We start from the raw sequence: 11,913 nt of genomic DNA on the forward strand, positions 1-11,913 counted from the left end.
CTCTGCGCCCACCACCACCGACACCTCCACCACAGCGACTGGGCCGTGCAACTCAGCGGCGACGGTCAGCCCGAATTCATCCCACCGGCCTGGCTCGACCCCGAACAACTCCCCCGCCGCAACCACTACCACCGGCGAACGTGATCTTTCCGCGCCGATCCGGATCCGACGACACGGCTTGGGCTGACTACAGGATGTACTCGATGATGCCGATCCCTGCTACGGCCGATGCCGCCCCGGCAAGTAAGAGGAGAATCCACCGGAACGGACTCTCGGAAGGTTGGGCCGGAAGAATTCTGACGGGGAGATCCATACCTACTCGGCACCACAAGTGACCCGATGAGTCCGTGAATCGGATCTCGACAACCCAGTCAGCCATTGGCTCACTTGTCGACACGGGAATGAGTTTCCTCAGGTCAGCGTGCCAATCTGTTTCTTCGGTCAGCACGGAGAATATCCCGTCCTTGACACTGAGGACTGATCCATTGTGCAGTAGACGGAGCCTGACGTTGAAGATCGGGGCCCCACTGTAGTTGCTGATCAGGCAGTCCGCCCTTGTGAATCCTGGTAGGCCAGCGTTGCCGTGACCCAGAGCTACTGGACGACCGACAATTAGGCGAGCTTGGGCTGCCTCCGAATCCGCCTTCTCATCACGACGGACGCGGATCTCGTGGCGGAACAGCAGACCGGTGAAGATCACGGCGAATGTCGACATCACCAGACCGGCTATGCTCCCCCACGCTTGCATCCAGTCGGTGACTTTCGGAGCCTCAGCAGCAAGCATCTGGCCAGGGTAGGGCTAGCTGGCAACGCCGTTCAGTTAGGGCGGTGGTTGGTTGGTCAAGGTTCGTTGGTGATGATGTCGATGCTGGTGGTGGCCTTGTAGGTGCGGCGATCGATCCATCGAGGTGGTTCCTGGTTCGGGTTGTCTTGGAGTGACACACCTTGATACCGGAACCCCGCCTCTCACATCGTGATCAACACACCTATCGACCAGCCCCGCCCACGCCTAACTGAACGGCGTGGGGCTAGGCCGGCGAACGGATTACCGGGAAGGCCGACGATCCACCTGCCGTCGGCGGTGCTGGCGAGGGCCTGCGGTCGCCCGGGCCGGCACGCCACACCGTCGATGTGCCATCGGGCGTTCAGGGTGGCGAGCACGCCGCGGAGGTGATCGGCGGCACCGGCCGAGGACGACCCGGTTATCACGACGACGTCGACGTGCGCGCGGGTGATCGCGTTGTGCAGGGCGTCGGCGTGGTCGGGAAGCAGCCGGTGGTGGGCGACCTCGCCGCCGGCCCGGATGGTCAGGGCGGTGACGACCGGCGCGAGGGCGTCGCGGACCTGTCCGGGGCCCGCCGCCGGGCCCTGCTTCGGGCTCGGACCGACTGGGCCCGGCCATCCTGAGCTGCGCGAGGGGCCAGATGGGCAAACACGGTGCGGGCCGGGACCACTCAGTTACCGATGGAGGGGGACGGATCGCTGGTCACGCTTGCGGTGCCGCTGACCGGCGCGCCAGCGCGGATCTAGCCGGAGATCGTTGCTCTCCACTCTGAAGTGGGTGAGCGCCGACCGTCAATGTCTTCATAAAATGGTAGGGCTTCGATCCGCGCGGGGAGGAATGGCATGGCGGACGTAAATCGGTTAGAGGGTGCCGGTGAGGATCCAGCGGAGATCGGGCCGCCGGCGGATGGGCTGCCTGGAGGAGGTTCCGTGGCGCGGGAAGGGATCAAGTCCGCACCGGAGACACACATGCCGGCTGTCGGCTGTCTGGCCCTCCTCGTGCTGCTCGGCGGATTCCTGATTGTCGCGGTGGGGCTGATCAGTCTTTTCTGGCGTGGCGACGTCCTCGGCAAGGTGTTCGTGATCGCTGCCGGGGTGGCGATGGTCGCCCTCAGCAACGTGGCGATCAAGAAGAACGGCAAGCAGTGGGCCGAGACGGCGATTCCGGACGGCTTCTCGGCGCCGGCCGCACCGCCGCCGCCGGCGGCTGCGGCCCGGGCGGAGCAGGCCGGCTTCGGTGATCTGATCGCCACCCGGAAGGATGCCAACCAGGTGGCGAACTTCGTGTTGGCGCTCGGTGGGGCCGCCGCGTCCGTCGCCGCCTTCTTCCTCCTGGCCTGGCTGGCCATCAGCCTGCAGGCGCGGGGGGTGGCCATGCTGGCACTGGCGCCGTTGCTGCTGGCGGTGACGCTGGTGTTCGTGGCCCTGGCCGCGTTGACCCGGACCCCGGTACACGCCTACCTGTACACCGGTGGGATGCTGCTGCGCCGTCGCGGCCGTACCCATCTGGTGGCGTGGAACCAGGTGGACCGGTTGCTGATTTCCCGGAGGGCCGGGGCCTACCACCTGACCGCAGTGGACGGCAAGCGTTTTCGCATCCAGGGACGACCGGGCGAGCAGGTCCGGGACCAGTTCGGGGAGGTGCTATGCGCCGCCGTGCAGCAATACGGCCGGCCGATCGTCAAGGGGGATGCGCGCGGCGACTGGCGGCCCTGATCGCGACCGCACCGGGAGCGGCGATGACGCCGGAGAAGGTCGCCTACGCGATGCACCAGCTCGCCGAGCCGGACCGGTCGATGTCGTCGATCGCGAAGCTGCTCGGGATCTCCCGCAGCACCTTAAACAAGGCGATGCCGAACTCGTCCCGCCGCAGCTAGCCCCAACGCCGTTCAGTTAGGCGTGGGCGGGGCTGGTCGATAGGTGTGTTGATCACGATGTGAGAGGCGGGGTTCCGCTATCAAGGTGTGTCACTCCAAGACAACCCGAACCAGGAACCCCGCTTGGTCGATCAGATTGCCATAACACGGACGGTCACGGTAGCCGCCGAACCGCTCGCGGCGGGTCATCTCGGTGAGTTGACCCGCCTCGTGCCGTTCGAGATGGTCGATGACGTCCTCGCCGCGACCCGGCGTACGCAGCGACGGGTCCGTCTGTTGCCGGCCCGGGTGGTGGTGTATCTGCTGCTGGCCGGCTGTCTGTTCGCCGACCTCGGCTACCGGCAGGTATGGGCGAAACTCGTCGCCGGCCTGCGCGGGCTGCCGGTACCAGACCCCAGCGGCAGCGCGTTGCGCCAAGCCCGGCAACGACTCGGCCCGGCACCACTGCGGGCCTTGTTCGACCTGCTACGAGGCCCAGCGGCCACCGGCGCCGTCGCCACCGTGTGGTGGCGGGGCCTGCTGCCGGTCGTCATCGACGGCACCATGCTCACCGTCGCGGACTCGACAGCCAACCTGCGCCGCTACGTCAAACACCGGTGCAACCACGGCGGCTCCGGCTACCCGACACTGCGGCTGAGCGCCCTGTTGGCCTGCGGCACTCGCTCGGTCATCGACGCCGTGTTCGATCCGAGCACCACCGGCGAAACAGTCCAAGCCGCGCGGCTCGCCCGCAGCCTACGCGCCGGGATGCTGCTCCAAGCCGACCGCAACTACGCCGCCGCCGACCTGATCTCCACACTCACCGCGACCGGAACGGACCTTTAATCCGCTGCAAGACCGGCCGCAGGCTCCCGCTGATCCGCCGCTACCGCGACGGTTCCTGGCTGTCGGTCATCGGCGGCCAGCACGTCCGCGTGATCGAGGCCCGGATCAGCATCATCACCACCACCACCGGCAACCACACCGGCGGCTACCGGTTCATCACAACCCTGCTCGACCCGCGTCGCTACCCCGCCGCCCTCTACCACCAGCGATGGGAAATCGAGACCGCCTACCTGGAACTCAAATCCACCATCCTCGGCGGCCGGGTCCTGCGCGCCCGCACCCCGACGGCGTCGATCAGGAGATCCATGCCCTGCTGATCGTCTACCAGGTGCTGCGGACCGCCATGGTCGACGCCACCGACAGTCGGCCCGGCCTCGACCCGGACCGGGCCAGTTTCACCACCGCCCTCAACGCCGCCCGCGACCAGGTCGTCCACGCCGCCGGCGTCATCGCCGACACCACCATCCACCTGGTCGGCGTCATCGGCGAACGCGTCTTGGCCAACCTGCTACCCGAACGCCGCATCCGCACCAAGACCCGCATGATCAAACGCTCGAACTCCAACTACCAGGCCCGTGGACCGAACATCGATCGCCGCACCTACAAGGCCACCACCAGCATCGACATCATCACCAACGAACCTTGACCAACCAACCACCGCCCAAACTGAACGGCGTTGGGGCTAGCTGCCAACAACTGGTGGAAGCCATCGGCCATCCTGGCTGGGATGACCATACTGTGCTGCCCACGGACGGTGGGCTCGGCAGAGCCGTTTTCGGACAGCACCCACTCGACGATGACGCCACGGTCCGCGCACCAGCAGACGGCGTGGCGTAGCTGTGACGGGAGCCGCAGCGCTCGGGGCGTCGCTACCCGTGCGTCAGTCCTAGGGTCGGGTGCGTGGACACTGCGGACACCCGGACGGAGATTCGCGGCCGTTGGCGGTCGCTGTCACCGCTGCCGCCGCCCGGTCGGCTGCGTACGCTGTCGCTGGCCACGCTCGCCAACACCGTCGGGACCGGGCTGTGGGTGGCCGGTTCGGCGCTCTACCTCACTCGCGTCGTCGGGCTGAGCCCGACACGGGTCGGGCTGGGGCTCACGCTCGCCGGCCTGGTGGGGCTCACCGCCAGCGTGCCGCTCGGCGGGCTGGCCGACCAGCGTGATCCGCGTACCCTCCGGGCGGTCCTCCAACTGGCGCAGGCCGCCGTCGCCGTCGCGTACCTGTTTGTCGGTTCGTTCCCGGTCTTCCTGCTGGTGGCCACACTGGACGCGCTGCTGGTCTCCGGCAACCTGGCGGTCCGCGCCGCGCTTGTCGCCGCGGTCGGCGGGCCGCAGGGCCGGGTGCACGCCTTCGCCACCCTGCGCGCGGTGGCCAACCTGGGTGTGGCGCTCGGCGCGGGCCTGGCCGGGTTCGCGCTGGTGGCGGACACCGGGTGGGCGTACCGGCTGCTCGTGGTCGGCAACGTCGTGACCTACCTGGTCTCGGCGGCGCTGATCCTGCGACTGCCGTCGTATCCGCCGGTCCGGCGGGCGGTTCGGCCGCTACCGGGCCGCGCGTTGCGCGACTGGCGCTTCCTCGCGGTCGCCGGGTCCTCGGCCGTGCTCGCCCTGCACTCGGTGGCGCTGACGGTGGTGCTGCCGCTGTGGGTGGTGGCCCGCACCGACGCGCCGCTGGTGACGGTGTCCGCCGTGCTGCTCGTCAACACGCTGCTCACCGTGGCGCTCGCGGTACGCCTGAGCGGAAGCGTGCGGGACGCGTTGCCGGCGGCGGCGACGATGCGTCGGGCCGGTCTGGTGCTCGCGGCCGGGACGCTGCTCTGGGCCGCGACCGGCGTCGTCTCCGGCGCGCTGGCGATCGGCCTGCTGCTGGGCGCGACAGTGGTCTACACCCTCGGCGACCTGTGGCACGCCGGGGCCGGGGCGGCGCTTGCCTACGACCTCGCCGCCCCGGACGCCATCGGCGCCTACCAGGGAGTCGACACGCTGCTCGCCGGGCTGGCCCGCGCGGCGGGGCCAGCGTTGCTGACCTGGCTGATCCTCGGCGGTGGCCCGATCGGCTGGCTGGCCCTGGCCGGGCTGCTCGCCGGCACCGGCCTGGCCGTGCCACCGCTCACCCGACGGGCGCTGGCGAACCGCGCCCAGCCGCTTCCGGCCAGCGATCAGCCGATCTCCTCGTCGACGTAGCACCACCGCCAGGCCTCGCCGGGCTGGGCCGAGCGGATCACCGGGTGGCCGGTGGACGCGTAGTGCTTGCTCGCGTGCTGGTTCGGCGACGAGTCGCAGCAGCCGACCTGCCCGCAGCTCAGGCAGGTGCGCAGATGCACCCAGTAGGTCTCGCCGATGGCGACGCAGTCCGCGCACTCGTCAGGGGTACGCGCCTCGGCGGCACCCGCCTCGGTCAGGTGCTCACAGCTCACTTCTCGACCTCCCGCAACAATGATTCTTCCAGGTCCAGGTCACGATAGGCCCGCACCAACACCTCCTCAGGAATTCGACCGGCGTCCCGGGCGGCCCGGAACACATCCCGCTCGGCGTCGATCATCCTCTGCCGGAGTCGACCGTACGCCTGCGACGGCGTTTCCCGTTCGGTGCCACCGAGCCGCTCCCAGGCCATGTTGTTGCGATCCTCAAGGGCGCGGCGCAGCCGGTCCACCACCGCCTCGGGGGCGCTGTCGGCCAGTTCGTCGAGGCGTTCCTGGGCAGCCCTGCTGGCCTGTTGCTGCACCCCGGCAGCCGACAACGCGTCCTGCACCGGGTCGTCCTGGGGCAGTTTCAGCCGGCGGGCGACCAGCGGCAGCGTGGCGCCCTGGCCGACCAGGGTGACCACGATCACCGCGAAGGCCAGCCAGATGAACAGGGCCCGGGGGTACGGCTTGTCGTCGGCCAGGGTCAGCGGCAGGGCCAGAGCGGCGGCCAGCGTCACCACGCCGCGCATCCCGGCCCAGCCGATGACGATCGGGATCCTGGGTGACGGGGCCGAGTCCCGGCGGCGGATCCGGGGAACCAGCCGGGCCAGGTAGGTGGCCGGGAAGAGCCAGACGAAACGGGTCAGGACGACTGTGGCGAGCACCGCGACGGTGATCAGCGCGAGCGACCCGGCGGGCTCGTCGAGGTCGCGCAACACCTCCCGCAGTTGCAGGCCGACGAGCAGGAACACCAGCCCTTCCAACAGGAACCGGACCAGCCGCCAGAACGCGCCGGTCTGCAACCGGGAGGCCGCCGAGAGCAGCTGGGACAGCTTGTGGCCGAGCGCCAGGCCGGTGACCACCACCGCGACCACGCCGGAGGAGTGCACCGCCTCGGCGGCGAACACCACAGCGAACGGGATGATCAGCGACAGTGCGTTGTCAAGCAGCGGATCGGTGATCCGCCGGTGCAGGAAACCGAAGACCACCGCACCGAGCGCGCCGATCAGGATGCCGCCGCCGGTGGCCCGCAGCACCTCGATCGTCACGTCGGTGGCGCCGACCGCCGAGCCGGCGGTGGCCATCGTGGCGACCCGCAGCAGCACCAGCGCGGTGGCGTCGTTGACCAGGCTCTCCCCCTCCAGGATGGTGACCACCCGGCGGGGCAGCCCGACCCGGCGCGCGACAGCGGTGGCGGCCACCGCGTCCGGCGGGGCGACCACCGCGCCGAGCGCCAGGCAGACCGCGAACGGCGCCTGCGGCACCAGCAGGTGCAGCACGAACCCGACCACGAAGGCGGTGAACAGCACCAGGCCGACCGCGAGCAACAGGATCGGCCGGATGTTGTTCTTGAACGCCGGCACCGAGGTTTCCAGCGCGGCGACGTACAGCAGCGGCGGCAGGATGCCGACCAGGACCAGCTCCGGGTCGAGTTCGACGTGCGGAACGCCCGGCACGAAGGAGAGCGCCAGGCCGAGCACGACCAGCACGATCGGCGCCAGCAGGCCGAGCCGGCGGGCCAGCGCCGCACCAAAGGTGGCGATCGCCAGGAAGACGACTACCGGAAACAGGCTTTCCATGGGATACGAGCCTAGGGGTGCCGCCGATGCGTGCCTCGATCAGCCGGTCGGCCGCAGCTTCGGCAGCACCTCGGCGCCGAACGTGTCGATGAAGCCGCGCTGTTCCTGCCCGACGTGGTGCAGGGCGATCTGGTCGAAGCCGAGTTCCAGGTACTCCTCCAGCCAGCCGACGTGCCGGCCCAGGTCGGCCGAGACGTTCACCACCTCGGCGACCCGCTGCGCCGGCACGTCGGCGGAGACCGCGTCGAAGTGCTCGGCGGTCTCCAGGTCCCAGCAGACCGGCGGGGCGAAGACGTTGCTGCGCCACTGGTCGTACGCGATGGCCTCGGCCTGCGCCTGATCCGGCGCCCAGGAGACGTGCACCTGCAGGTGCAGCGGACCGCGCCCACCGGCGTCCCGGTACGCGTCGATCATCTCGCGCAGGTGCGCCACGGGGGCGTTCACGGTGATCAGCCCGTCGGCCCACTCGGCGCACCAGCGGGCGGTGGCCACGCTGACGGCGGCGCCGACAAGTGCGGGCGGCTGCTCGGGGCGGGTCCACAGCCGGGCCCGGTCCACCCGGACCAGGCCGTCGTGGCTGACCTCCTCGCCGGCCAGCAGCGCGCGGATCACGTCCACGCACTCGCGCAGGCGGGCGGCGCGCACGTCCTTGCGCGGCCACGGGTCGCCGGTGATGTGCTCGTTGCTGGCCTCGCCGGTGCCCAGCGCCGCCCAGAACCGGCCCGGGTACATCGCGCCGAGGGTGCCGATGGCCTGCGCGATGATCGCCGGGTGGTACCGCTGGCCGGGCGCGTTCACGACACCGAACGGCAGGCCGGTGGCCTGCAGGGCGGCACCAAGCCAGGACCAGGCAAAGCCGGACTCGCCCTGCCGGGCGCTCCACGGGGAGAAGTGGTCGGAGCACATGGCGGCGTCGAAGCCGGCCCGCTCGGCGTGTTTCACCGCCTCGAGGAGTGCGCGCGGGCCGATCTGCTCATGGGAGGCGTGAAAACCGAACGTCGTCATGGGCGCACCTCCTACCCATGACGGCGTCGGCTGATGCCTGCGGGCTATTCCGCGTGTGCCCCCGCGCCGGCCGAGGCAGCGCCCTCGCCCACCCAGACCGTCTTGGTGTTGCAGAACTCCCGCATCCCCAGCGCCGACAACTCGCGCCCGTAGCCGGAGTTCTTCACCCCGCCGAACGGCAACTCCGGGTACGAGGTGGTCATGCCGTTGATGAAGACGTTGCCCGCGTCCAGGTCGGTGGCGAAGCGCTCCTGCTCGGCCGGGTCCCGGGTCCAGGCGTTCGAGCCGAGCCCGAAGCTGGTGCCGTTGGCGACCTCGATCGCCTCCTCGTACGAGGACACCCGGAACAGCCCGGCGACCGGGCCGAAGACCTCCTCGGACCACATCCGCATCTGCGGGGTGAGGTCGGTGACCACCGTCGGCGGGTAGAACCACCCGTCGCCGGATGGCGGCTCGCCGCCGCAGAGCACTGTGGCGCCGTTGTCGACAGCGTCGCGGACCTGGGCGTGCACCTCGTCACGGCCCCGCTCGCTGGCCAGCGGCCCCACGTCGGTGTCCGGGTCCATCGGGTCGCCGACGCGCAGCGCGGCCATGTTCGCGGCGAACTTCGCGGCGAAGGCGTCGAAGACGTCGGTGTGCACGATGAACCGCTTCGCGGCGATGCAGGACTGGCCGTTGTTCTGGCAGCGGGCGGTGGTGGCCACCTCGGCGGCCCGGTCCACGTCGGCCGAGGGCATCACGACGAACGGGTCGCTGCCGCCGAGTTCGAGGACCGTCTTCTTCAGCTCCCGCCCGGCGATCTGGGCGATGGACCGGCCGGCCGGCTCACTGCCGGTGAGCGTGGCGGCACGGACCCGGGGGTCGCTCAGGATCCGGTCGACGGCCTCCGAGCCGACCAGCACCGTGGTGAAGGCGCCCTCGGGGAAGCCGGCCCGGCGGAACACGTCCTCCAGCAACAGGGCGGTCTGCGGCACGTTCGAGGCGTGCTTGAGCAGGCCGGTGTTGCCGGCCATCAGCGCCGGGGCCGCGAACCGCATCACCTGCCAGAGCGGGAAGTTCCACGGCATCACCGCGAGCACCACACCGATCGGCTGGTAGCGGATGAACGCCCGGGTCGCCTTCACCGCGTCGGCGTCGGCCGGCTCGTCGGCGAGGAACGCGGGGGCGTGGTCGGCGTAGAAGCGGGCCGCCGTGGCGCACTTGGTCACCTCGGCCTGCGCGGAGGCGTACGTCTTGCCCATCTCGGTGGTCATGATCCGGGCGATCTCGTCACGCTCGGCGTCCAGCAGGTCGGCGGCGGCCCTCATCCACCTGGCGCGCTCGTCGACGCTCGTCGTCCGGAGCTGCTGGTAGGCGAGGTCGGTGCGCTCGATGGCACCGTCGAGTTGCTCGGTGGACATCGCCTCGTAGGTCTTGAGCACCTGTCCGGTGGCGGGGTTGGTGGTGGCGATGTGGGGCATCTCGTCCTCCTGTCACTCGAACAACGAGTGTCGTACGCCCGGCTCCTCGCGGCGGCGGGCGGCGCGGCGGCGCTGGATCACGACCAGGTCGACCACGGCGACCACGGCGAAGATCGCACAGAGTACGCCGAGCCAGGCGATGCCGGCCCAGAACGCCAGCACCGCGAACACCACCATGGTCACCAGCCCGAAGCTGGCGAGGGTGAGCCGGAGATTGAGGGCGCTGTTCGCGTGGCCGACCGTGCCACGGGCGCGCCGGGGCTGCGATCTCGTCATAACCCCCGACCTACCCCCGATCGGCCCGGTTAACCGGTACCGCGCGCTCGCACCTGCCGGTGTGGTGGTGTGCTCCGGCACATCCGATCGCGCCGTGGCCCCCGATGCCCGCAGGATGGGCGCATGTCAATGACCCTCGCCGTGCCGGTGACCGTCGCCATCGCCCGCCGTGTCGACCCGACGCGGTCCAGCGAGATGGTGGCCTGGATGCGGGCCGGCACCGCGCTGGCCGAGGCGTTCCCGGGTTTCCTCGGCGCCGGCTGGGTGCAGAGCGGCCCCGGTTCGCCGGAGTGGCACATGCTCTACCGCTTCGCCGACGCCGAGACGCTGCACCGGTGGGAGGAGTCACCGCAGCGGCACTGGTGGCTCAGCTCGGCCCAGGGCATCGTCGAGCACACCCGGGTCGAGCGGCGGACCGGCATCGAGGGCTGGTTCGACCCGCCGCTTGAGCACTCGGTCGACCCGGTCGAGCCGGTCGGGCCTACCTCGCCGCCGAGGTGGAAGCAGGCGGTGACCATCTGGTTGGCGTTCTTTCCGCTGAGCCTCAGCGCGACCCTGTTGACCAGTCACTTCCTCGCCGCCGTGCCGTTGGCGGCGCGGGTGCTGCTGATGACGCTCTGCCTGACCCCACTGATGACCTATCTGGTGCTGCCGCGGATCACCCGGGCCCTGCACGGGTGGCTGCACGGCCAGCCGGCAGCGCGGCGGGATTAAACCACCTCGCCGGCCCGGCCGCCGGCACTCTGCCGCATAGCCGACAGCAGGTTCCCGGCACACCACGTCCTATGCATAGAGTTATCGGGCTGTCGCTCTGCGCTGCGGAACGGGGGACGTCATGCCTCGACGGTGGGTCGCCGCGCTGGCCTGTCTCGTCGCACTCGTCGCGTTGGCCTGCGAGGGTGGTACGTCCGCGACGCCCCGCCCCACCCGCAGCGGCCCGGCGTCGAGCGGGCCGGGTGGCATCGCCGCTCTCGGCGACTCGATAAGCACCGGCTTCGCCTCCTGCCTGGTGCTCACCTCCTGCGAGCGCAACTCCTGGTCCACCGGCGACGGCCTGCGGGTGCGCAGCCACTACCGGCGGCTGCTCGACCAGAATTCGGCGATCCGCGACCGGACGTACAACCACGCCCGGGCCGGCGCCCGCGCGGACGCCCTCGAAGGGCAGGCCCGGGCGGCGGTACGCGACCGTCCCGACTACGTCACGGTGCTCATCGGCGCCAACGACGTCTGCCGGGGTGGAGTGGACGCGATGACCCCGGTGGCGCGGTTCCGGGCCGACGTGGACCGGGGGCTACAGGTGCTGCGCAGCGGCCGGCCGAAGGCCCGGGTGCTGGTGGTGAGCATCCCCGACCTGTACCGGCTCTGGGAGGTCGGGCACGACGATCCACGGGCGGTCCGCGCGTGGCGGCGGGGCGTCTGCCCGGCCCTGCTGGCCGAGGCCACCTCGACGGCACCCGCTGACCAGGCACGCCGGGCGGCGGTCCGGGACCGGATCGAGGCGTACAACGCCGAACTGGTCGCGGCCTGCCGGGCGTACGGCTCGCGCTGTCGGCACGACGGCGGCGCGGCGCACCGGGTCCGGTTCACCCTGGACCTGCTCAACCCGCTCGACTGGTTCCATCCCAACACCGCCGGCCAGGGCCGACTGGCCGAGGTGACCTGGCGTCCCTCCGGGATGGCCAGCTGACCGCTCCGGGCGGGC

Annotated in this window: 15 protein-coding genes; 8 read left to right on the forward strand and 7 right to left on the reverse strand. The window is 70.5% G+C overall.

All coding sequences use genetic code 11. The annotated features are described in order from the left end of the window. Nucleotides 1–187: 187 nt before the first annotated feature. Both AB0B86_RS24995 and AB0B86_RS25000 read right to left on the reverse strand, forming a co-directional pair. A complete protein-coding gene (locus tag AB0B86_RS24995; RefSeq protein ID WP_357413292.1) occupies nucleotides 188–784 on the reverse strand; it encodes a hypothetical protein in 597 nt (198 codons plus the stop codon). A gap of 182 nt (nucleotides 785–966) precedes the next feature. Next, nucleotides 967–1,458: a molybdopterin-binding protein gene (locus AB0B86_RS25000; RefSeq protein ID WP_357413346.1), complete on the reverse strand. Its 492-nt coding sequence runs from the start codon at nucleotides 1,456–1,458 to the stop codon at nucleotides 967–969. A 255-nt stretch (nucleotides 1,459–1,713) separates the two neighbouring features. Between AB0B86_RS25000 and AB0B86_RS25005 the strand changes: the two genes are divergently transcribed. From AB0B86_RS25005 to AB0B86_RS25030, 6 genes are all read left to right on the forward strand, one after another. Next, complete coding sequence (locus AB0B86_RS25005) at nucleotides 1,714–2,499, forward strand: DUF6585 family protein (RefSeq protein ID WP_357413294.1); 786 nt, start codon at nucleotides 1,714–1,716, stop codon at nucleotides 2,497–2,499. A 23-nt stretch (nucleotides 2,500–2,522) separates the two neighbouring features. After that, nucleotides 2,523–2,660 (forward strand): hypothetical protein, encoded by a 138-nt coding sequence (locus AB0B86_RS25010; protein WP_357413295.1) that lies wholly within the window; start codon nucleotides 2,523–2,525, stop codon nucleotides 2,658–2,660. Between the two features lie 123 nt (nucleotides 2,661–2,783). Further along, nucleotides 2,784–3,485: a transposase domain-containing protein gene (locus tag AB0B86_RS25015; RefSeq protein WP_357413298.1), complete on the forward strand. Its 702-nt coding sequence runs from the start codon at nucleotides 2,784–2,786 to the stop codon at nucleotides 3,483–3,485. A gap of 89 nt (nucleotides 3,486–3,574) precedes the next feature. Beyond that, entirely contained in the window at nucleotides 3,575–3,802 is a 228-nt protein-coding gene (locus AB0B86_RS25020; protein ID WP_357413300.1) for a hypothetical protein, read from the forward strand. Between the two features lie 11 nt (nucleotides 3,803–3,813). Next, nucleotides 3,814–4,131, forward strand: coding sequence for a hypothetical protein (locus AB0B86_RS25025; RefSeq protein ID WP_357413302.1), 318 nt, complete (start codon nucleotides 3,814–3,816; stop codon nucleotides 4,129–4,131). Between the two features lie 254 nt (nucleotides 4,132–4,385). Then, nucleotides 4,386–5,669, forward strand: a complete 1,284-nt coding sequence (locus AB0B86_RS25030; RefSeq protein WP_357413304.1) for an MFS transporter — start codon at nucleotides 4,386–4,388, stop codon at nucleotides 5,667–5,669. Here the strand turns inward: AB0B86_RS25030 and AB0B86_RS25035 are convergent. The 5 genes from AB0B86_RS25035 to AB0B86_RS25055 are packed head-to-tail and all read right to left on the reverse strand — an operon-like array spanning nucleotide 5,645 to nucleotide 10,211. After that, nucleotides 5,645–5,902: a UBP-type zinc finger domain-containing protein gene (locus tag AB0B86_RS25035; RefSeq protein WP_357413306.1), complete on the reverse strand. Its 258-nt coding sequence runs from the start codon at nucleotides 5,900–5,902 to the stop codon at nucleotides 5,645–5,647. The two genes, AB0B86_RS25030 and AB0B86_RS25035, sit on opposite strands and share 25 nt — an antisense overlap. Then, nucleotides 5,899–7,470 (reverse strand): Na+/H+ antiporter, encoded by a 1,572-nt coding sequence (locus tag AB0B86_RS25040; RefSeq protein WP_357413308.1) that lies wholly within the window; start codon nucleotides 7,468–7,470, stop codon nucleotides 5,899–5,901. The genes AB0B86_RS25035 and AB0B86_RS25040 overlap by 4 nt, the downstream gene beginning before the upstream one ends. 39 nt (nucleotides 7,471–7,509) lie before the next feature. Further along, nucleotides 7,510–8,475: a TIGR03885 family FMN-dependent LLM class oxidoreductase gene (locus tag AB0B86_RS25045; protein ID WP_357413310.1), complete on the reverse strand. Its 966-nt coding sequence runs from the start codon at nucleotides 8,473–8,475 to the stop codon at nucleotides 7,510–7,512. 44 nt (nucleotides 8,476–8,519) lie between these two features. Beyond that, a complete protein-coding gene (locus tag AB0B86_RS25050) occupies nucleotides 8,520–9,935 on the reverse strand; it encodes an NADP-dependent succinic semialdehyde dehydrogenase (protein ID WP_357413312.1) in 1,416 nt (471 codons plus the stop codon). A 12-nt stretch (nucleotides 9,936–9,947) separates the two neighbouring features. Next, nucleotides 9,948–10,211, reverse strand: coding sequence for a DUF6343 family protein (locus AB0B86_RS25055; RefSeq protein ID WP_357413314.1), 264 nt, complete (start codon nucleotides 10,209–10,211; stop codon nucleotides 9,948–9,950). Nucleotides 10,212–10,334: 123 nt separating this feature from the next. Here AB0B86_RS25055 and AB0B86_RS25060 point away from each other — a divergent pair, with 123 nt between their 5' ends. Together AB0B86_RS25060 and AB0B86_RS25065 are read left to right on the forward strand one after the other, a co-directional pair. Beyond that, complete coding sequence (locus tag AB0B86_RS25060) at nucleotides 10,335–10,925, forward strand: antibiotic biosynthesis monooxygenase (RefSeq protein ID WP_357413316.1); 591 nt, start codon at nucleotides 10,335–10,337, stop codon at nucleotides 10,923–10,925. 121 nt (nucleotides 10,926–11,046) lie between these two features. Continuing rightward, a complete protein-coding gene (locus tag AB0B86_RS25065; protein ID WP_357413318.1) occupies nucleotides 11,047–11,898 on the forward strand; it encodes a GDSL-type esterase/lipase family protein in 852 nt (283 codons plus the stop codon). Nucleotides 11,899–11,913: the final 15 nt, after the last annotated feature.

This window comes from Micromonospora sp. NPDC049047 (assembly GCF_040649135.1).
Classification (GTDB): Bacteria; Actinomycetota; Actinomycetes; order Mycobacteriales; family Micromonosporaceae; genus Micromonospora.

Excerpts from the sequence above, each read along its gene's own strand:
- AB0B86_RS25060 (WP_357413316.1), top strand. The coding sequence starts at position 10,335 with ATGTCAATGACCCTCGCCGTGCCGGTGACCGTCGCCATCGCCCGCCGT.
- AB0B86_RS25050 (WP_357413312.1), bottom strand. The coding sequence starts at position 9,935 with ATGCCCCACATCGCCACCACCAACCCCGCCACCGGACAGGTGCTCAAG.
- AB0B86_RS25055 (WP_357413314.1), bottom strand. The coding sequence starts at position 10,211 with ATGACGAGATCGCAGCCCCGGCGCGCCCGTGGCACGGTCGGCCACGCG.
- AB0B86_RS24995 (WP_357413292.1), bottom strand. The coding sequence starts at position 784 with ATGCTTGCTGCTGAGGCTCCGAAAGTCACCGACTGGATGCAAGCGTGG.
- AB0B86_RS25010 (WP_357413295.1), top strand. The coding sequence starts at position 2,523 with ATGACGCCGGAGAAGGTCGCCTACGCGATGCACCAGCTCGCCGAGCCG.
- AB0B86_RS25065 (WP_357413318.1), top strand. The coding sequence starts at position 11,047 with ATGCCTCGACGGTGGGTCGCCGCGCTGGCCTGTCTCGTCGCACTCGTC.
- AB0B86_RS25040 (WP_357413308.1), bottom strand. The coding sequence starts at position 7,470 with ATGGAAAGCCTGTTTCCGGTAGTCGTCTTCCTGGCGATCGCCACCTTT.
- AB0B86_RS25045 (WP_357413310.1), bottom strand. The coding sequence starts at position 8,475 with ATGACGACGTTCGGTTTTCACGCCTCCCATGAGCAGATCGGCCCGCGC.